This window comes from Azospirillum doebereinerae (genome assembly GCF_003989665.1).
GTDB lineage: Bacteria > Pseudomonadota > Alphaproteobacteria > Azospirillales > Azospirillaceae > Azospirillum > Azospirillum doebereinerae.
In genome coordinates this window covers 57,064-74,459 of the sequence record NZ_RZIJ01000028.1, presented here as the reverse complement: position 1 = coordinate 74,459, position 17,396 = coordinate 57,064, and the positions used below count along the sequence as shown (strand labels likewise).

Sequence of the window (17,396 nt, the reverse complement as noted above, 5' to 3'; positions counted from 1 at the left end):
ATGGCGCGCCCGAAGAGATTCGAACTCCTGACCCTCAGATTCGTAGTCTGATGCTCTATCCAGCTGAGCTACGGGCGCATCCTGTACACGGCACTCTTCCCGGCACCGGCGGTAGGCCGTCGGCGTCGAGGCGCGCAACTTACTCAAAAGGCCCAAGCCCCGCAAGCGCTTTTTTCGGCCTTTTTTCACCCTGTGGCCATGCGTCCCGGCGCGGCGGGCCGGATTGCCGGAAAAGCCCGCCTGCGCTATACAGACCCCTTGTCGTTTTCCGGAGTTCATCCCGTGGCCGAAGCCTCATCGAACAAGCATTTCCCGGTGTCGTGGGAAGAGCTGCACCGCAACGCCAAGGCGCTCGCCTGGCGCCTGATCGACAAGGGCCCGTGGAAGGGCATCATCGCGATCACGCGCGGCGGCATGGTTCCCGCCGCGATCATCGCGCGTGAGCTGGAAATCCGCCTGATCGACACGGTCTGCGTCTCCAGCTACGACCACCAGAACCAGCGCGAGGCGGCGGTGCTCAAGGGCGTCGAGGGTTCCCACGCCGGCGACGGCGAGGGCTGGCTGATCATCGACGATCTGGTGGACACCGGGAAGACCGCGGTGATCGTGCGCAAGATGCTGCCCAAGGCGCATTTTGCCACCGTCTACGCCAAGCCCGCCGGCCGTCCCCTGGTCGATACCTTCATCACCGAGGTCAGCCAGGACACCTGGATCCATTTCCCCTGGGACATCGAGCTGCAATTCTCCCAGCCGATCGCCAAGCAGCGCAACGGCTGACGCTCCCGGACGGGATGCGGCGCGGGGCGGCCCCAAAGGCCACCCCGCGATCGCCCCGGAGCGAATCGTTACACCAAAATTAATCTCTTCGCCGCTACAACGGCGGGACAATCCGCGCATCGGCGCAACCACCTCCGCGTGATGTCCCGCGCATGACCGAAGCCACGCCCGACGACCTGCGCGCCAAGATCGACGATCTGGTGACGCGCCTGCCTTCCAGCCTCGTCTACAGCCTGCTGAGCGAGATCGAGAGCATGGACGACGAGTCGGCCGACCGGGTCCAGCTCGTGCGGCAATACGTCATCGAATACCTCAACCGCCAGCGCACCAACCGCGCCCGGCGCCTGTTCACCAGCCTGTTCGAAGCCTTCCTGATCGACGACGACGCGCTCTACCACGCGGGCGTCGCGGTTCCGGGCATGCTGCAGCGGGTGGACGCCGGTGCCCTGTGGGAACTGCTCAGCCGCGACGCCTTCCCCCTGCTGGCGGTTGAGGCGCAGGAACAACTCGACGAGATGGCGCGCGACGAGGTGATCGACCGCGTGCTGAAATCCCCCACCGCGACCGCCCTGAAGGAGCGGATGCGGGTGGCGGCGGTCAAGCACCTCGACGGGCTGCTCGCCTCCAAGAAGACCGCCGACGAGGCGCTGGCGACCATGTCGCGCAACCGGCAGCGCCGCACCCGCCTGATGTCTGGCTTCCTGGAAAAGCCCCCGCCGGTCGAGATCGGCACGCTGCGGCTGATGCACGCCGTGATGGCCGGGGCGAACGGCTCCATGGCGGAGGTCGCCGGGCGGCTGGAGGGCTTTTCCCCCGCCCCCGCCGGGGAGATGGAGCGCAGCCGCCGGGCCGACGCCCTGGTGGAGGCGACCGAGACCCTGCGCGAGCGCCACGGCGACGACGACGCCCTGCTGCTGCCGCTGTCGGTGCTGACGGTGAAGGGCAATTACGGCGTGATCGCGCTCTACATCCGGCAGAGCGGTGTCGATCCCGGACGCGGCGACGCGGTGACGGCGGCGCTGACCGGCCATTTCATCGGCGTCACCCGCGCGCTGACCGCCGCGCTCGGCGCCACCCTCCGGCTGAACGAACGGGTTCCCGGCTCCGCGATCCGGCCGAGCGCCAAGGAAAGGCTCCGGCTGGAGGCGCTGACCGGGCGTCTGGCCGCGCTGATCGACGCGGTGGCCGCCGCCGGGCTGATGGAGGACCGCCGCAGCGAGCCGGCCTTCCGCAACGCCTGGACTGCCGCCGGCAAGGTCATCGGTTCGCGCGTCGCGGCGGTGGCGCTGGAGCGCTCCTCCCAGGCGGCGGCGGCGCGGCGGCACCCGGTCGTCGACCAGGACGACGTGGTGTGGCTCGACCGGCTGCTCTGCCTGTGGCAGCGGATGTCCCGCGATTTCGGCTTCGAGACCTACGATCTGGTGAAGTGGCGCGAGACCCTGCTGGAGGAGTTGCGCGCCAACGTCGAGCGGGCGATGAAGTTCGAGGAGGGCGAGACGCTCGACGAGCGGATGGAGCATCTGCTGCGCATCAACACGCTGAGCGGCGTGTTCGGCCAGCGGATCAGCGCCTGGATCCCCAGCTTCAGCCACAACATGACCCGCCTGCTGTCGCACCGGCTGGAGCGTGGCGGCGACCTCGACCCGGAGGAGCGGGCGATCATCGACGAGCTGGTCGCCACCGCGCGGACCGAGGTCGGCAAGTCGCGCTATTGGAAGAGCAACGAGTTGATGGACCTGATCGAGTTGTCCGACCGGGCGCTCGCACCCCGCTGAGAACCGGCCGGGAACGGTTACAGGATTCCCGAGGTCCGGTGGCGGGGGTCGAGCCAGTCGCGCAGGCCGTCGCCCAGCAGAGTCAGCCCCAGAACGCTCAGCGCGATGGCCAGTCCGGGGAAGACCGCCTGCAGGGGGGCGGTGAACAGATGGGTCTGCGCGTCGCCCAGCATCTTACCCCAGCTGGGGCTGGGCGGCTGGATGCCGAGGCCGAGGTAGCTCAAGGCCGCCTCGTTCACGATGGCGACGGCGAACAGCACCGTCGCCTGCACCGTCACGATGCCGGCCACGTTCGGCAGCACATGCACCAGGGTCACCGACAGCGGCTCGCGCCCCAGCGCCAGCGCCGCGCGGACGAACTCGCGCCGCCACACCGCCTGGGCGGCGCCACGGGTGACGCGGGCCAGCACGGCGGCGTTGAACAGGCCGAGCGCCAGGACGACGTTGACGGCGCCGGCCCCCAGCACGGCGGTCAGCAGGATGGCCGACAGCACGGCCGGAAAGGCGAAGACCAGATCGCCGAGCCGGGCGAGGATCTCGTCCCCCCAGCGTCCGAGCGCGGCGGCGGCCAACCCCAGCGGCACGCCGAAGACCAGCCCCAACCCGACCGCCATCGCCCCGATGGACAGCGAGTTGCGGGCGCCGACCATGATCATCGACAGCACGTCGCGTCCGAAATGGTCGGTGCCGAGCCAGTGCTCGGCGCCGGGCGGGCGCAGCCGGGCGACGACGCGGATTTTGTCGGCCGGGAAGGGCGTCCACACCAGCGACAGCAGGGCGACGGCGAGCAAGAGCGCGACCAGGGTCAGGCCGAGCCAGAGCGAGAGGGGGAGCCGCCTCACGACGCCCTCGGCCTTGGGTCGACCATGGCGCAGGCGATGTCCACCAGCGCGTTGACCACCACCACGAAGACCGCCAGCACCACCACGACCCCCTGCACCACGATCAGATCCCGCTGCCCGATGGCTTGGTACAGCAGCCGCCCCAGCCCCGGCAGGGTGAAGACGTTCTCCACCACCACGGCGCCCGCGACCAGGAAGGAGAGTTGCAGCCCCAGCACCGTCGCCACCGGGATCAGCGCGTTGGGCAGGGCGTGGCGCAGCAGCACCGCCGCCCGGCCGACGCCCTTGGCGCGCGCGGTGCGGATGTGGTCCTCGCCCAGCGTGTCGAGCACCGCCGTGCGGGTGACCCGCGCCAGGATCGCGGCCTCCGGCACCGCCAGCGCCACGGCGGGCAGCAGCAGCGCCTTCAGCGCCGGTCCAACCCCGGCCTCCCAGCCCGGAAAGCCGCCGGCCGGGAACCAGCCCAGCGTCACCGAGAAGAGCAGGATCAGCAGGATGGCGATCCAGAAGCTCGGCATCGCCACGCCCAGCTGCGCGAAGCCCATCACCGCCCAGTCCCCGCCGCGCCCGCGCCGCGCCGCCGCCAGCAGACCCAGCGGGATGGCCGCGAGCGTGCTCATCGCCAGCGACAGCAGGGCCAGCGGCAGGGTGACCACCAGCCGCTCCGCCACCAGACCGGCGACCGGCCGGGCGTAGGTCAGGCTGACGCCGAGATCGCCGCGCAGCAGCCCGGCGGTCCAGCGCAGGTAGCGCTCGGCCATCGGCCGGTCGAGCCCCATTTGGGCGCGCAATGCGGCCAGCGTGTCGGGCTGGGCGTTGACGCCCAGCATCAGCAGCGCCGGGTCGCCCGGCACCGCCTCCAGCACGGCGAAGACCGCAACGGTGGCGAGCCACGCGGTCAGCAGCAGCGTCAGCAGCCGGCGCAGAAGAAAGGCGAGCACGCGGCCGTTCCCATCGGTCTCCGGAACCCAATCACTTCCACGACACACCGGTCACGTCGTTGGCCTGGATCGGGCGGTTCGCCCACATCCCCGCCAGCTTGGCGTTCTGCACCGTCACCGAGGGCAGCATGAACAGGAAGCCGTTCACCGCGTCCTCGGCCAGCAAGCGCTGCTGGTCGCCGTAGAGCGCGTTGCGCTTGGCGGGGTCCTGGGTGCGGTTCAACTCCTCGTCGAGCGCCTTGAAGCGGTCGTTCCTGTAATTGAAGTAGTAGTCGGCGCGGCCGTAGACGTCGATGTCCAGCGGCTCGGTGTGGGCGATCATGGAGAGGTCGTAGTCCTTGCCCTTGAACACCTTCTCCAGCCACGCGGCCCATTCCATCGGCTCGATTTTCACCCGGATGCCGACCTCGGCCAGCATCGCGGCGACCAACTCGCCGCCGCGCCGGGCATAGGGCGGCGGCGGCAGGCGCAGCGTGGTATCGAAGCCGTTGGGAAGCCCGGCCTCGGCCAGCAGCGCCTTCGCCTTGGCCGGGTCGTAGGGGTAGAGCCCCGTCAGATCGACGTAGCCGGCGCGGTGCGGCGGGAAATGGCTGCCGATGGCGGCGCCGTTGCCGTAGAGCACGCCTTCGATCAGCGTCTTGCGGTCGATGGCGTGGGCCATGGCGCGGCGGACGCGGACGTCGTCGAAGGGCTTGCGGGCGTTGTTGGTGGACAGGATGGTCTCGCCCTCCGTCGTGCCGACGGTGACGGTGAACTTCGGATCGTTGCGGAACTCGGGCAGCGCCTCGTAGGTGCTGAACAGGGTGAAGGCGTCCACGTCGCCGGCCTTCAGCGCCGCGACCTGTGCTGCCGGGTCGCTGATGAAGCGGAAGGACACGCGCTCCAGCGCCGGCTTCGGGCCGTCGTAATCGGGATTGCGGACCAGCACCACGCGGTCGCCGGCCACCCAGCGGTCGAACTTGAAGGGGCCGGTGCCGACCGGCTTCTGCTTGTTGGTCGAAGCGCTCTCCGGCGCCACGATGGCGGCGTCGCCGCTGGCCATGTGGAACAGGAACAGCCCGTCGGGGCGCGACAGCGTCACCACCACGGTGCCCGGATCGGGGGTCTCGACCGCGGCGATCGAGGCGAAATAGGCCTTCTGCGCGTTGACCGAATCCGTCGCCCGCGCGCGGTCGAGCGAGAACTTCACGTCCGCCGAATCGCAAACGCTGCCGTCGTGGAATTTGGCGCCCGACCGCAGGGTGAAGCGGTAGGTCAGCCCGTCCTCCGACACCGTCCAGGTCCGCGCCAGGGCGGGCACGACGTTGCCCTCGGCGTCGACGCGGGTCAGCGGCTCGTAGAGGTTGGCGTAGGTGACCTCTTTGATCGCCGCCGCCGCGCCCGCCGTGGGGTCGAGATGCGGCGGCTCCAGCGCCATGCCGACGACCACGTCGGCGCGGGTCTGCGCCAGGGCCGGCGCTCCCCCGAGCGCGCTTCCAAAGGCAAGGGCGGCCAGCAGCCCGGCGGCCAGTCCGGCAGCGGCGGCGGGGCGCGGCTTGCGGTTCGGCATGATGGTGTCACTCCCCCGTTTGTTCGTTGCCGCGATGATGCGGCGCAGCGGGGGAGAGCGCAAGCCGGCTTCCGCGTCGGGTTTAACGGTCGTGCGCCGGGGCCATCTGGTCCAGCCGGTGGGCGAAATCGACGTCGGCCTGGGTCACCCCGTCGGCGGAGCGGGTGTAGAGGATCACCTCGACCCGGCCCAGATCGTTGAACCATTCCGGGTGGTGGCCGGTCTTCTCGGCCAGCAGCGCCACCTGGTTCATGAAGCCCCAGGCCGCCGGGAAATCGGGAAAATGGTAGGTCTTGCGGAAGGCGTCGCGTTCCAGGACCTCGGCCCAGCCGTGCAGTTCCTTCAGCGCCGTCTGGCGATGCGCCCCGACCAGTCGTTCCGACATGTTGGCTTTCCTTCCTTGGTTTTGTTTCGGCGGCGCTCCTTGGCGGACGGGCCGCCCTTCGCTACCTTCTGGGCCATGATACGGAAACCCGCAGGTCCCCATACGGTTCCGCCCACGGTCCAAGACCTGGAACGGATGGCCGAAGACGCCCTCGACACCATCCCGGCGGAGCTGCTGGCCCCGGTCGGGAACATCCTGATCCGCATCGAGGATTTCCCCGACGAGGATACCGAGCGGGAGATGGAGCTGGAAAGCCCCTTCGACCTGCTGGGCCTGTACCGGGGGGTGGATCTGACGCGGCAAAGCGTCGCCGCCCCGCGCGCCGAGCCGGACATGATCTTCCTCTACCGCCGCCCGATCCTGGATTACTGGTGCGAGACCGGCGAGGATCTGCCGGCCATCGTCCGCCATGTGTTGATCCACGAGATCGGCCACCATTTCGGCCTCTCCGACGACGACATGGAGCGGATCGAGGCGATGGAATAGGCGGTCAGTCGGCGAGGATCTCGGCGACCCGGCGGCGCAGGACGGGGACCAACTCCTCGTCGAACCACGGGTTGCGGTTCAGCCAGGCCGTGTTGCGCCAGCTCGGGTGCGGCAGGGGCAGGAAGGCCGGGCCGTACTCGCGCCACGCCGCCACCGTCTCGGTCATGCTGGCCTTGCGCTTGGCGCCGAGGTAGCGCGCCTGGGCGTACTGCCCGATCAGCAGGGTCAGCCGCACCCCAGTGAGCGCGGCCAGCAGCGGCGGGTGCCACAGCGGCGCGCATTCCGGACGCGGCGGGTAGTCGCCGCCGCTCTTTCCTTGCGCGTTGGGCGGCGCGGTGCCCGGATAGCACAGCCCCATCGGCACCACGGCGATCCGCGATTCGTCGTAGAAGGCGTCGCGTCCCATGTCGAGCCAGCGCCGCAGCCGGTCTCCCGACGGGTCGTTCCACGGGATGCCGCTGGCGTGGACCCGCGCGCCGGGCGCCTGCCCGACGATCAGCAGGCGCGACGACGGCGTGCCGCGCATCACCGGACGGCAGCCATGCGGCAGCACGCCCGCGCACAGGGTGCAGGCACGGACCTCCGCGAACAGGCTCTCGATGTCGGACAAGGGGCGATGGATTCCGGTCTTGGGGTTGAGAAGCGGGAGATAGCGGTTCGGGTATGGCGATTCCAGCGTCGGCTCGGCCGGTTTCTCGGCGAAAACCGCAGGGCGCCCCCTCTGGCGGAAGCGTCCGCCCCTTGCTAGGGTGCCGGACCGTCATAGATCCAGGCCTTGGAGACCGCAGCCCCATGACTTCGCCCGCCTCGCGCATCTTCTGCGCCGTCGACACCACCGAGATCGACAGCGCCCGCCGGACCGCCGCGCAGGTGAACGGGGCGGTCGGCGGCATCAAGCTGGGGCTGGAGTTCTTCATCGCCCAAGGCCCCGCCGGCGTCCGCGCCGTGATCGGGGAGAACGGCCCGCCGCTGTTCCTGGACCTCAAGCTGCACGACATCCCCAACACCGTGGCGTCGGGCATCCGCTCCGCGCTGCCGTTGAAGCCGGCCTTCATGACCATCCACGCGTCAGGCGGCGGCGCCATGATGCGCGCGGCGGCCGACGCGGCGGCGGAGGGCGGGGCGGAGCGTCCCAAGATCCTCGCCGTCACCGTGCTGACCAGCCTCGACGAGGACGATCTGCGCGGGGTCGGGCAGGCGCTGCCGGTCGCCGATCAGGTCACCCGGCTGGCGCTGCTGGCCAAGGAGTCCGGGGTGGACGGCGTCGTCTGCTCCCCGGCCGAGGTGGCGCGGCTGCGCGCGGCCTGCGGGCCGGACTTCATCCTGATGGTGCCGGGCATCCGCCCGGTGTGGTCGGCCACCAACGACCAGAAGCGCTTCATGACCCCGGCCGAGGCGGTCGCCGCCGGCGCCGACCATCTGGTCATCGGCCGCCCGATCACCGCGTCCGCGGATCCCGCCGCCGCCGCCCGCCGCATCGTCGCCGAAATCGAGGAGGCCGCATGACCGTCCTGACCAAGATCTGCGGGCTCAGCGAGCCGGAAAGCCTGCGCGCCGCCGTCACCGGCGGAGCGCGCTACGTCGGCTTCGTCTTCTACCCGCCCAGCCCGCGCGCGGTCGCCCCGGCGCTGGCGGCCGATCTGGCGCGGCTGGTGCCGACCGGCATCCGCTCCGTCGGGTTGTTCGTCGATCCCGACGACGAGTTCCTGGAGCACGTCGTCGGACAGGTCCCGCTCGACCTGATCCAACTGCACGGCAAGGAGACGCCGCGCCGCGTCGCCGAAATCAAGGCGCGCTACGGCATGCCGGTGATGAAGGCGGTCAAGATCGGCGGGCCGGAGGATCTGGCCGCCGCCCTGGAGGCCGCCGAGACCGCCGACCGCCTGCTGTTCGACGCCAAGCCGCCGGCCAAGGTCGCGGCGCTGCCGGGCGGCAACGGCATCGCCTTCGACTGGACGCTGCTGGCCGGGCGGCGCTGGCCCAAGCCCTGGATGCTGTCCGGCGGCCTGACGCCCGAGAACGTCGCCGAGGCGGTGCGCGTCACCGGCGCCACCGAGATCGACGTGTCGTCGGGCGTCGAGGACCGGCCGGGCCACAAGGATCCGGCCCTGGTCCGCGCCTTCCTGGACGCCGCCGCCCGGCTGTGATCCTGGGCAAAACGACCTTGAACGGGTTGCCGGGGATTTGAGACGAAGTGTCGGGCTTATCTTGGTTGCATGGTCTTGATCCGCTTCGTCGGTTAGGATGGCGTCCATGAGCGAAACGACCTCTTCCACCCTGCCCGCGGTCGACATGCTGGGCGTCGTCCTTGACGAGCACCTGCGCTGGATCGGGCAGTGGCACCGCGCCGCCTTCTTCCGCGACGGGCAGGGAGGGGAGCGGGCCTCGGCTCCGGCCTCCTTCGCGGCGTGGTGCGGGGCGGCCAGCCGCGACGATCTGGTCCACCAGCCGGCGGTGCAGAAGCTGGCTTCCCTGCACGAGCAGATGCACCGGCAGGCCCGGCTGGTGCTGCTCAAGGCGTCGGGCGGCGACACCCCGAGCGAGGCCGAATACGAGTCGGTGATCGCCCGCTTCGAGGAGTTCACCCTGCATCTGCGACGTCTGGAGCGCGCCTTCGGCGCCGCCGCCTCCGGGCTCGACCCGTTGACCGGCCTGCGGACCCGGCGCGGCATGCTGGAGGCGCTGGAGCGCGAGCACAACCGCTACAGCCGCACCGGCCAGACCTTCTGCCTCGCGCTGGCCGACATCGACAAGTTCAAGGGCATCAACGACACCTACGGCCACGACATCGGCGACCGGGTGCTGGCGGCCACCGCCGCCGTCATCAGCCGGGGGGTGCGCAGCTTCGACGAGGCGTTCCGCATGGGCGGCGAGGAGTTCCTCGTCTGCCTCAAGGAAACCGACATGGCCGAGGGCTTCGCGGTGATCGAGCGGCTGCGGATCGACCTGATGGAATCGCCGGTGCCGCTGCCCGACGGCCGGCTGGTGCCGGTCACCGCCTCCTTCGGGCTGGTGGAGGTCCGGGCCGGGCTGTCGATCGACGAGCTGATCGTCTGCGCCGACCGCGCGCTCTACCAAGCCAAGCATTCCGGGCGCAACCGGGTGATCCGCCACGGCGTCGACCGCCCAGTGCCGCTCCCCACGGATTCCGCCGGGGTCAAGCCGTCACGGCCACAACGGGCATAAGCGCGTCTTGGTTTGCGGGCGGCGGGCGGTTAGGATCGGGGCCAACCTCCCGCCAGCCGGAAGCCGGATTCAATGCGCACCCAGCCCGATTTTCCCAATCTGTTCATCCTCGACCACCCGCTGATCCAGCACAAGCTGACCCACATGCGGGACAAGAAGCGCTCGACCGGCGGTTTCCGCACCCTGCTGCGCGAGATCTCGCTGCTGATGGGCTACGAGCTGACCCGCGACATCCCGCTGACCACCGAGCGCATCGACACGCCGATGCAGGCGATGGACGCCCCGGTGATCCTGGGCAAGAAGCTGGCCGTCGTGCCGGTGCTGCGCGCCGGGCTCGGCATGTCGGCGGGGCTGCTGGAGCTGGTGCCGTCGGCGCGCGAGGGCCACATCGGGCTCTACCGCGACCACGACACCAAGCAGCCGCACGAGTATCTGGTGAAGCTGCCGCCCGCCGAGGGCCGGCTGTTCATCGTCGTCGACCCGATGCTGGCGACCGGCAACTCCGCCGCCCACGCCTGCGACGTGCTGAACCGGCACGGGGTCGAGGACGCCGACATCCGCTTCATGGCGCTGGTCGCCGCCCCGGAAGGGGTCCGGCGCTTCCACGAGAAGCACCCGGACGTGAAGGTCTTCACCGCCGCGCTCGACAGCCATCTGGACGAGAACGCCTACATCGTGCCGGGCCTGGGCGACGCCGGCGACCGGATGTTCGGCACCAAGTAAGGACCGGACGTATCCCCTTCCCCTGCGCAAGCGGGGGAAGGGATGCGTCAGCGGGACCCGGACGGGTTTCAGAACCCCGTGCGCACCACCTCGAAGTCGCGGTCGTGGGTGAGCGCCGGAACCATGCGGCGGGCCTCCTCGACCCGCGCCATGTCCAGTTCGGCGACGACGAAGCCGACCTCCTCGCCCGCGTCGGCCAGCACCTCGCCCCAGGGGGCGACAATCAGGGAGTGGCCGTAGGTCTGCCGCCCCTCGTCGTGCGTGCCGGTCTGCGCCGCCGCGACGACGAAGCAGCCGGTCTCGATGGCGCGGGCGCGCAGCAGCGTGTGCCAATGCGCCCGGCCGGTCGGCACGGTGAAGGCGGCGGGCGCCGTGAGGATCGACGCCCCGGCCTTGGCCAGCGCCCGGTGCAGATAGGGAAAGCGCACGTCGTAGCAGATGGTCAGGCCGACGCCGCCCCACGGCGTGCCGGCGACCACCGCCCGCTCTCCCGGCCGGAAGGTGGCCGATTCGCGGTAGCTCTCGCCGCCCTTCAGATCCACGTCGAACATGTGGATCTTGTCGTAATGGGCGACCGCGCGGCCCTGCGGGTCGAACAGATAGCTGCGGTTGGCGACGCGCTCTCCGTCCAGCAGGACGTGCAGGGTGCCGGACAGGATCCACGCCCCCGTCTCTCGCGCCAGACCGGCGAAGAAGGCCACCCCGGGGTGCTCCGCCTCGCCGCGGACCCGCGCCATGATCTTGGCCCGGCCCTGGACCATCCAGCCGACGTTCTCCGGCAGCGTGATGAAATCGGCTCCGGCGTCGCGCGCCCGGCGGACCAGATCGCCCGCCGAAGCCAGATTGGCCTCCAGCTCGGTGCCCGCGTTCACCTGGACGCAGGCGGCCTTCAGCACGCCACTCATGCCGGCAGGCCCAGGATCGGGTCGAGCTTCCCGGCGCGGTCCAGCGCGTGGATATCGTCGCTGCCGCCGTAGGGCGTGCCGTCGACGAAGATCTGCGGGACGGTGGTCCGCCCCTCGGCGCGCTGCACCATCTCGGCGCGGCGGCCGGGATGGACGGTGAGGTCGATCTCCTCGTAGGAGACCCCCTTGCGGTCGAGCAGGCTCTTGGCCCGCGCGCAGTAGGGGCAGTAGGGCGTGGTGTAGATGACGATCTCGGCCATGCTTGGAACGCTCCTGGCGGGAATTGAAGGAATTATAGGATCAACATGGCGACCACACCAGATGTCGCGCCCGGCATCGCCGCGCTTCAGCCTTGCCGTGACGGCGCGGGCGTCAGCCCTTGACGACGCGGGCGAGCGTCAGCACGTCCACCCGCGCGGCGCCGGCCCTGGTCAGCACCCGCGCGCATTCGGCGAGCGTCGCGCCGGTGGTCAGCACGTCGTCCACCAGCACCACGCGCTTGCCGGCCACCGTCCCCGTCGCGCGCAGCCGGAAGGCGCCCTTGACGTTGCGGTGGCGGCCCTTGCGGTCCAGCCCACCCTGGGTCGGGGTGGCGCGCCGGCGGACCAGAAGGTCGGGGACGGTCGGGACGCCGGCCCGCTTGGAAAGGGCTTTGGCGAGCAGGGCCGCCTGGTTGTAGCGGCGGCGGAACAGGCGGCCCCAGTGCAGCGGCACCGGAGCCAGCACATCGGCGTCGCTCAGCAGCTCCGCCCCGGCGCGGGCGAGCCACCCGCCATAGGCGTCGGCGGCGTGGATGCGGTCGCCGTGCTTGAAGCCCAGCACCAAGGGGCGGCTGCCGTCGTCGTAGACCAGCACCGCGCGGGCGCGGGCGAAGGCGGGCGGTTCGGCCACACAGGCGCCGCAGACAGCGCCGTCCTGCGCCTCGTACTCGAAGGGCAGGCCGCAGCGGGCGCAGAAGGGCGGGGCGATGAAGCTCAGGCCCGTCCAGCAGGGCGGGCACAGGCCGCCCTGCCGGTCGACCGCCGTGCCACAGCACAGGCAGCGCGGCGGCAGCAGCGCGTCCAGCAGCGCCGTGGACGCGGCGGCGGCGAAACGGAACAGCGCGGGACGGGACGGCATCGCGACGGCCCCGCCCTAATGCAGCATGGCGATGCGTTCGAAGATCAGCAGGGTGTAGTCGCGCAGCGCGAGGTAGATCGCCGGGCCGGTGACGAACAGGATGGCCAGCGTCGAGAAGATCTTCAGATCCTGCTGGATCGAGGCTTCGTTGATGTTGGTCACCGACTGGAAGATCGTCAGGATGGCGCCCAGCGCCGTGGTGATCGCCAGGGCGGGGAAGGAGATCTTGATGATGACGATCAGCGCCTCGTAGGTGACGCCGATGGCTTCCTCCATGCCCATGCGGATCGGTGTCCTTGCCGGTCGGGCCGGGTGGAACCGTTCCATCCCGCGCACCCGTACCCTAGCACGGTTGTCGCGGCGCGGGGCTGCGGTATAGTGCGGCCATGACGACCTCCGACAGCATGATTGTCTTCGACCGCGCGCTCGTCCGCCGCCGCCGCGACCGCGCCGTCCCCGAATTCAACGACCACTCCTTCCTGTTCGACGAAATCGCCGAGCGGCTGGCCGACCGGCTGGAGGATGTCCGGCGTTCCTTCCCGACCGCGCTCGACCTCGGTTGCCACGACGGGGCCATGGGCCGGGTCCTGGCCGGGCGCAAGGGGATCGAGCGGCTGGTCGCCTGCGACCTGTCGCCGGAATTCGCGCGCGCCGCGCGCGGGATCGCCGCCGACGAGGAGTTCCTGCCCTTCGCCCCGGCCAGCTTCGATCTGGCGGTGAGCAACCTCAGCCTGCACTGGGTCAACGACCTGCCGGGCGCGCTGACGCAGATCCGCCAGACGCTGAAGCCCGACGGCTTCTTCTGCGCCGCGATGCTGGGCGGCGAGACCCTGTTCGAGCTGCGCCGCTGCCTGTACGAGGCCGAGATGGAAGCGTCGGGCGGCGTGTCGCCGCGCGTGTCGCCCTTCGCCGAGATCAAGGACGCCGGCAGCCTGCTGCAGCGCGCCGGCTTCGCCCTGCCGGTGGTGGACAGCGACACGCTGACCGTCACCTACTCCGACGCCTTCGCCCTGATGCGCGAACTGCGCGGCATGGGGGAGACCAACACGGTGCTGGCACGCCGCAAGGTTCCGGCGACGCGAGGCCTGCTGTTCGACGCCGCCCGCCGCTACGCCGAGTTGTATGCCGAGCCGGACGGGCGCATTCCGGTGACCTTCCAGGTGCTGTACCTCGCCGCCTGGGCGCCGCACGAAAGCCAGCAGCAGCCCCTGAAGCCCGGCAGCGGCGAAACCCCGCTGGGGCAGGCACTGAAGGGGCACTGACGCTTGGAAGGGACGCGGCTGTTCTACGCGGCCAGCGTCCACGCCATCCAGCCCAGCACGCCCGCGTTGACCAGCATGATCGCCGGTGCGACGCGGGCGACCACCCCACCCCAGGTGCGCCCGGCCAGATGCCCGGCGAGCCCGACCGCCAGCAGCGCCGGCACCGTGCCCGCCGTGAACGCGATCATGCCGAGCGCCCCGCTGAGCGCGCTGCCGCTCGCCGCCGCGACGGCGACCGCGCCGTAGAGCATTCCGCAGGGGATGAAGCCCAGCGCCAGGCCCAGCCCGTAGCCGCGCCAGCCGGTCGGGTTGCCGAACAGCGGGCGGGCGAGGCGCGACACCCGCTCGCTCCACCAGCGCTGGAACGAGCCGCCGCGCCGAGGCAGCCACGCCACGGCGCTCTTCGTTGCGTATCCGAAAAAGAAAAGCGCGGCGAACGCCAGAAGCGCCACCGACAGCCAGCGCAGACCGGGCAGCGCGCCGACATGGCCGGCGACCGAGGCGGCCACTGCGCCGATCAGCGCGTAGGTCGTTCCACGTCCGAAATGATAAGGCAGGACGGCGGCGCCGGTCAGCCGGTGGAACTCCGACATGCGCGCCGCCGGGACATGCTCCAGCCGGGCCGACACCTGCGCCAGCACGAAGGGGCCGCACATGCCGCTGCAATGGGTGGCGCCGCCGACCAGACCGGCCGATGCCAGGGCCAGGAACAGGCCGCCGTCGCGGCCGACGACCACGGCGCATTGGTTGAGGCCATCGTGCAGCAGACTCAGGGCGTCCACGGGTCGGATCTCCGGATGCGATCCCCGACCATAGCGCAAGGGCGCGCCCGGCGCCCATGACCTGCGTCAACGGGCAGCCCGGCGCGCCGTGCAAGGCATGGCCGAAGGGGCCGGGATCAGGAGGAGCCGGCTTGGGCGACCTCGTGCACCTCGGCTTGGCGGACGGCGTGGCGGTTCAGGATCTCCACGGCGACCTGTTCGCGCGCCGGCGAGGCGAGGTTGACCCACAGCAGGATGCCGCCCTTGTCGAGGTGCTGGAGCATCGGCTCGTTGCGCTTGTCGGTCAGCCATTGCGACAGGAAGGACCCGGCCGCCCCTCCGCCCATGCCGGCGGCGGCGGCCGCTGCGGCGGCGGCGAGCGCGGTGCCGCCGGTCGCCAGCACGGCGCCGGTCGCCAGGATCGCGCCGACATAGGCCGGGAAGCCCACCGCGACGCCCTTGGCGCTGCCGGCGTCCTCCGGCGAGATGAAGGACTGGCGCGGGGCGTCGGGGTCGTGGGCCATGTCCTCCACCCGGTCCGGAACGTGGCCCAGCCGGTCCTTGATGGTCTGGTCGTTGGCCAGCACGCTCAGCTCGTGGCGCTGGAAGCCGGCCATGGTCAGGTCGTCGATGGCGCTTTGCAGCGAATCGCGGCTGTCGAAGACCGCGACGGCCTCGCGGATGGTGCCACGGACGCCGCCGGTCCCGCCGCCGCTCCCCTCATCCGTTCCATTGCCCGTCCACGCGCTCGCGTCGACGATCGTCTGGTTCGTGCCGGTGTTGTCGATCATGGCTCCACCCCTCCGTTCGCGTACGTATTCCTTTGAACTGAATCCAACCCCGCGCGCGCGTGGAGGTTCCGTTGGGGAAAGGGGCCGTCAGCGAACCGCGCCGGCCGAAGCCGTGGGCGGCACGGCGCCGCGCGGCTGGGGCAGGGCGCCCAGGACCCACCACAGCCCCAGCCCGATCAGCACGGCCTTGACCAGCAGGAACAGCGCGATGTGGCGGGCGAGCGGGTTGCGGAGCATGGCGGGCGGCATCCGGACGTACAAAGGCCGAACTGGCAAAGGGCCGGCCGTTCTGGCTAGTATCCGCCGCACCATGCTGTCAAGGAAGGATGCCCGCCATGAAGCGGCTGCTGCTTGCGTGTCTGCTCGTCGTGGGGGCCGGAGCCCCGGCCCACGCCCAGATCAGCATATTCCAGGGCTCCAGCCTGCTGCAGTCCGTCACGCAGGGCGATGTCTCGGGCGCGAAGTCGCAGCTTTTGCGGGGTGAGAACCCCAACCAGACCGACATCCACGGCAAGACGGTCCTGTTGAGCGCCATCGGGTCGGGGAACCCGGCGATGGTCACGCTGCTGCTGGACGGCGGCGCCAACGTCAACCGGGCCGACAAGGCCGGCAACACGCCGCTGCTGATGGCGGTCGAGGGCGGCAACGCCGAGATCGTCGATCTTCTGCTGAAGAAGGGCGCCCGCGTCGACCAGGACAACCGCGAGGGCGTCACCCCGCTGATGACCGCCTCGCGCGCGGGGCAGGCCGAACTCGTGGACCGTCTGCTGAAGGCCGGGGCCAAGGTCGACCGTTCCGACTTCACCGGCCGCACCGCCATGAACTGGGCGCAGGAGGGGCGCAACGCCCGCGTGACCGCCCTGCTGCGCCAAGCCGGCGCGCGCTGAGAGACGGGAGAGGCGGCGGGAATGTTCGGCATGGCCTTCGGCGGTCCCGGCCCGCTGCTTCTGCTGCTCCTGGCGGTGACGGTCGACGCGGTGTTCGGCGATTGGCTGGACCGCGTTCTGCCCGATCCGGCGCGTCTCGCCTTCCGCTTCTGCAACGCGGCCGACGCCCGGCTGAACCGGATCCAGCGCGGGGCGACCGACCGGCTGCTGCGCGGGGCGCTGGTCGTGCTGGTGGTGATTCTGCTCGCCGCGCTGGCCGGGCTGGCGGTCGAATGGGTCGGCGGGCAGGGGCGCGGCTGGCTGCTGGAGCTGCTGGCGCTGCTGTGCGGCCTGCGCGGGCGCGCCGCCTGGACCAAGGTGCGGGCGGTGCGCCGCGCGCTGGAAAAGGGAGGCGCCTCCGCCGGTCAGGAGGCGATCCAGGGGCTGACCCGGCGCCACGTCTACGGCCTGGACGAACACGGCGTCGCCCGCGCGGCGGTGGAGGCGGCGGCCCGCGCCTTCGACCGCAAGCTGGTGGCGCCGGTCTTCGCCTACGCCCTGCTCGGCGTGCCGGGGATGCTGGTGTGGACGGCGATGGATGGGGCCGACGCGGCGCTGGGCAGCCCCGGAATCCGTCATGGGCGCTTCGGCCTGACCGCCGCGACGCTGGACGACGCGCTGAACGCGCTGCCGGCGCGGCTGGCCGGTCTGCTGCTGGCGGTGGCGGCGCCCTTCATCGGCACGGCCAAGGGCGGCGGCGCCTTCCGCGCCATGGCGCGGGACGCGCGCAAGCACCCGTCGCTGAACATGGGTTGGCCCATCGCGGCGATGGCCGGCGCGTTGGGTCTGTCGCTGGGCGGGCCGCACCGCGACGGCGGGGTGGTGATCACCGAAGCCTGGATCGGCGACGGCCGCGCCCGCGCGACCTCCGCCGACATCGGCCGGGCGCTGGCGCTCTACGCCGTCGCGGCGCTGATCCTCATCGGGCTGGTGGCGCTGCTGATGTGGGGCGTCGCGGGGGTGTAGAG

General features: G+C 70.9%; 22 protein-coding genes and 1 tRNA gene. 10 read left to right on the top strand and 13 right to left on the bottom strand.

Annotation, left to right across the window (positions count from 1 at the left end; genetic code table 11):
• Position 1: 1 nt before the first annotated feature.
• A tRNA-Arg gene (locus EJ913_RS26285) sits at positions 2-78 on the bottom strand.
• Between the two features lie 204 nt (positions 79-282).
• Here EJ913_RS26285 and gpt point away from each other — a divergent pair.
• Both gpt and EJ913_RS26275 read left to right on the top strand, forming a co-directional pair.
• Complete coding sequence (gpt, locus tag EJ913_RS26280) at positions 283-777, top strand: xanthine phosphoribosyltransferase (protein WP_085555643.1); 495 nt, start codon at positions 283-285, stop codon at positions 775-777.
• Between the two features lie 152 nt (positions 778-929).
• On the top strand, positions 930-2,552 hold the full coding sequence (locus EJ913_RS26275) for a hypothetical protein (protein ID WP_127003524.1): 1,623 nt from the start codon (positions 930-932) through the stop codon (positions 2,550-2,552).
• A 17-nt stretch (positions 2,553-2,569) separates the two neighbouring features.
• Here EJ913_RS26275 and EJ913_RS26270 read toward each other — a convergent pair whose 3' ends face one another.
• The 4 genes from EJ913_RS26270 to EJ913_RS26255 form a co-directional block, all read right to left on the bottom strand.
• Complete coding sequence (locus EJ913_RS26270) at positions 2,570-3,394, bottom strand: ABC transporter permease (RefSeq protein WP_244939493.1); 825 nt, start codon at positions 3,392-3,394, stop codon at positions 2,570-2,572.
• A complete protein-coding gene (locus EJ913_RS26265; protein WP_127003522.1) occupies positions 3,391-4,335 on the bottom strand; it encodes an ABC transporter permease in 945 nt (314 codons plus the stop codon). Before EJ913_RS26265 ends, EJ913_RS26270 begins: the two co-directional genes overlap by 4 nt.
• Before the next feature lie 31 nt (positions 4,336-4,366).
• Positions 4,367-5,884: an ABC transporter substrate-binding protein gene (locus EJ913_RS26260; protein ID WP_127003520.1), complete on the bottom strand. Its 1,518-nt coding sequence runs from the start codon at positions 5,882-5,884 to the stop codon at positions 4,367-4,369.
• Between the two features lie 82 nt (positions 5,885-5,966).
• Positions 5,967-6,269: a 4a-hydroxytetrahydrobiopterin dehydratase gene (locus EJ913_RS26255; protein ID WP_127003518.1), complete on the bottom strand. Its 303-nt coding sequence runs from the start codon at positions 6,267-6,269 to the stop codon at positions 5,967-5,969.
• A 135-nt stretch (positions 6,270-6,404) separates the two neighbouring features.
• On the opposite strand from EJ913_RS26255, the gene EJ913_RS26250 reads away from it, so the two are divergent.
• Positions 6,405-6,755: a metallopeptidase family protein gene (locus EJ913_RS26250; protein WP_127003516.1), complete on the top strand. Its 351-nt coding sequence runs from the start codon at positions 6,405-6,407 to the stop codon at positions 6,753-6,755.
• Between the two features lie 4 nt (positions 6,756-6,759).
• Here the strand turns inward: EJ913_RS26250 and EJ913_RS26245 are convergent, their stop codons facing one another.
• Positions 6,760-7,365 carry a uracil-DNA glycosylase family protein gene (locus EJ913_RS26245; RefSeq protein WP_127003514.1) on the bottom strand — a complete coding sequence of 202 codons (606 nt, stop codon included), beginning with the start codon at positions 7,363-7,365 and terminating at the stop codon, positions 6,760-6,762.
• 182 nt (positions 7,366-7,547) lie between these two features.
• Between EJ913_RS26245 and pyrF the strand changes: the two genes are divergently transcribed.
• The 4 genes from pyrF (at position 7,548) to upp (ending at position 10,664) form a co-directional block, all read left to right on the top strand.
• Entirely contained in the window at positions 7,548-8,261 is a 714-nt protein-coding gene (gene pyrF, locus EJ913_RS26240) for an orotidine-5'-phosphate decarboxylase (RefSeq protein WP_127003512.1), read from the top strand.
• Entirely contained in the window at positions 8,258-8,902 is a 645-nt protein-coding gene (locus tag EJ913_RS26235) for a phosphoribosylanthranilate isomerase (protein WP_127003510.1), read from the top strand. Before pyrF ends, EJ913_RS26235 begins: the two co-directional genes overlap by 4 nt.
• 106 nt (positions 8,903-9,008) lie before the next feature.
• Positions 9,009-9,941 carry a diguanylate cyclase gene (locus EJ913_RS26230; RefSeq protein WP_127003508.1) on the top strand — a complete coding sequence of 311 codons (933 nt, stop codon included), beginning with the start codon at positions 9,009-9,011 and terminating at the stop codon, positions 9,939-9,941.
• 72 nt (positions 9,942-10,013) lie between these two features.
• The gene (upp, locus tag EJ913_RS26225) at positions 10,014-10,664 is read left to right on the top strand and encodes a uracil phosphoribosyltransferase (protein WP_127003506.1); all 651 of its coding nucleotides are present in this window, start codon (positions 10,014-10,016) and stop codon (positions 10,662-10,664) included.
• 68 nt (positions 10,665-10,732) lie between these two features.
• Here the strand turns inward: upp and EJ913_RS26220 are convergent, their stop codons facing one another.
• The 4 genes from EJ913_RS26220 to EJ913_RS26205 all read right to left on the bottom strand — a co-directional run bounded on the left by EJ913_RS26220 (position 10,733) and on the right by EJ913_RS26205 (position 12,970).
• Positions 10,733-11,569: a carbon-nitrogen hydrolase family protein gene (locus EJ913_RS26220; protein WP_127003504.1), complete on the bottom strand. Its 837-nt coding sequence runs from the start codon at positions 11,567-11,569 to the stop codon at positions 10,733-10,735.
• Positions 11,566-11,829, bottom strand: coding sequence for a glutaredoxin 3 (grxC, locus tag EJ913_RS26215; RefSeq protein ID WP_127003502.1), 264 nt, complete (start codon positions 11,827-11,829; stop codon positions 11,566-11,568). The genes EJ913_RS26220 and grxC overlap by 4 nt, the downstream gene beginning before the upstream one ends.
• A 112-nt stretch (positions 11,830-11,941) precedes the next feature.
• Positions 11,942-12,688: a ComF family protein gene (locus tag EJ913_RS26210; protein ID WP_127003500.1), complete on the bottom strand. Its 747-nt coding sequence runs from the start codon at positions 12,686-12,688 to the stop codon at positions 11,942-11,944.
• 15 nt (positions 12,689-12,703) lie between these two features.
• A complete protein-coding gene (locus EJ913_RS26205; protein WP_127003498.1) occupies positions 12,704-12,970 on the bottom strand; it encodes a flagellar biosynthetic protein FliQ in 267 nt (88 codons plus the stop codon).
• Between the two features lie 104 nt (positions 12,971-13,074).
• Here EJ913_RS26205 and EJ913_RS26200 point away from each other — a divergent pair, with 104 nt between their 5' ends.
• Positions 13,075-13,950, top strand: coding sequence for a methyltransferase domain-containing protein (locus EJ913_RS26200; protein ID WP_127003496.1), 876 nt, complete (start codon positions 13,075-13,077; stop codon positions 13,948-13,950).
• Positions 13,951-13,973: 23 nt separating this feature from the next.
• Here the strand turns inward: EJ913_RS26200 and EJ913_RS26195 are convergent, their stop codons facing one another.
• The 3 genes from EJ913_RS26195 to EJ913_RS31910 all read right to left on the bottom strand — a co-directional run bounded on the left by EJ913_RS26195 (position 13,974) and on the right by EJ913_RS31910 (position 15,739).
• Entirely contained in the window at positions 13,974-14,732 is a 759-nt protein-coding gene (locus tag EJ913_RS26195; RefSeq protein WP_127003494.1) for a sulfite exporter TauE/SafE family protein, read from the bottom strand.
• A gap of 116 nt (positions 14,733-14,848) precedes the next feature.
• Positions 14,849-15,502 (bottom strand): hypothetical protein, encoded by a 654-nt coding sequence (locus EJ913_RS26190; protein WP_127003492.1) that lies wholly within the window; start codon positions 15,500-15,502, stop codon positions 14,849-14,851.
• 87 nt (positions 15,503-15,589) lie between these two features.
• A complete protein-coding gene (locus tag EJ913_RS31910) occupies positions 15,590-15,739 on the bottom strand; it encodes a hypothetical protein (protein WP_185909941.1) in 150 nt (49 codons plus the stop codon).
• 98 nt (positions 15,740-15,837) lie between these two features.
• Here EJ913_RS31910 and EJ913_RS26185 point away from each other — a divergent pair, with 98 nt between their 5' ends.
• Together EJ913_RS26185 and EJ913_RS26180 are read left to right on the top strand one after the other, a co-directional pair.
• Positions 15,838-16,389 carry an ankyrin repeat domain-containing protein gene (locus tag EJ913_RS26185; protein WP_127003490.1) on the top strand — a complete coding sequence of 184 codons (552 nt, stop codon included), beginning with the start codon at positions 15,838-15,840 and terminating at the stop codon, positions 16,387-16,389.
• 21 nt (positions 16,390-16,410) lie between these two features.
• Positions 16,411-17,394 (top strand): CobD/CbiB family cobalamin biosynthesis protein, encoded by a 984-nt coding sequence (locus EJ913_RS26180; protein ID WP_127003488.1) that lies wholly within the window; start codon positions 16,411-16,413, stop codon positions 17,392-17,394.
• The last annotated feature ends 2 nt before the right edge of the window (positions 17,395-17,396 follow it).

Coding starts and splice junctions, on each gene's coding strand:
- EJ913_RS26275 (WP_127003524.1), top strand. CDS start 930: ATGACCGAAGCCACGCCCGACGACCTGCGCGCCAAGATCGACGATCTG.
- EJ913_RS26260 (WP_127003520.1), bottom strand. CDS start 5,884: ATGCCGAACCGCAAGCCGCGCCCCGCCGCCGCTGCCGGACTGGCCGCC.
- EJ913_RS26255 (WP_127003518.1), bottom strand. CDS start 6,269: ATGTCGGAACGACTGGTCGGGGCGCATCGCCAGACGGCGCTGAAGGAA.
- EJ913_RS26250 (WP_127003516.1), top strand. CDS start 6,405: ATGGCCGAAGACGCCCTCGACACCATCCCGGCGGAGCTGCTGGCCCCG.
- pyrF (WP_127003512.1), top strand. CDS start 7,548: ATGACTTCGCCCGCCTCGCGCATCTTCTGCGCCGTCGACACCACCGAG.
- EJ913_RS26235 (WP_127003510.1), top strand. CDS start 8,258: ATGACCGTCCTGACCAAGATCTGCGGGCTCAGCGAGCCGGAAAGCCTG.
- EJ913_RS26230 (WP_127003508.1), top strand. CDS start 9,009: ATGAGCGAAACGACCTCTTCCACCCTGCCCGCGGTCGACATGCTGGGC.
- upp (WP_127003506.1), top strand. CDS start 10,014: ATGCGCACCCAGCCCGATTTTCCCAATCTGTTCATCCTCGACCACCCG.
- EJ913_RS26220 (WP_127003504.1), bottom strand. CDS start 11,569: ATGAGTGGCGTGCTGAAGGCCGCCTGCGTCCAGGTGAACGCGGGCACC.
- grxC (WP_127003502.1), bottom strand. CDS start 11,829: ATGGCCGAGATCGTCATCTACACCACGCCCTACTGCCCCTACTGCGCG.
- EJ913_RS26210 (WP_127003500.1), bottom strand. CDS start 12,688: ATGCCGTCCCGTCCCGCGCTGTTCCGTTTCGCCGCCGCCGCGTCCACG.
- EJ913_RS26205 (WP_127003498.1), bottom strand. CDS start 12,970: ATGGGCATGGAGGAAGCCATCGGCGTCACCTACGAGGCGCTGATCGTC.
- EJ913_RS26200 (WP_127003496.1), top strand. CDS start 13,075: ATGACGACCTCCGACAGCATGATTGTCTTCGACCGCGCGCTCGTCCGC.
- EJ913_RS26190 (WP_127003492.1), bottom strand. CDS start 15,502: ATGATCGACAACACCGGCACGAACCAGACGATCGTCGACGCGAGCGCG.
- EJ913_RS31910 (WP_185909941.1), bottom strand. CDS start 15,739: ATGCTCCGCAACCCGCTCGCCCGCCACATCGCGCTGTTCCTGCTGGTC.
- EJ913_RS26185 (WP_127003490.1), top strand. CDS start 15,838: ATGAAGCGGCTGCTGCTTGCGTGTCTGCTCGTCGTGGGGGCCGGAGCC.
- EJ913_RS26180 (WP_127003488.1), top strand. CDS start 16,411: ATGTTCGGCATGGCCTTCGGCGGTCCCGGCCCGCTGCTTCTGCTGCTC.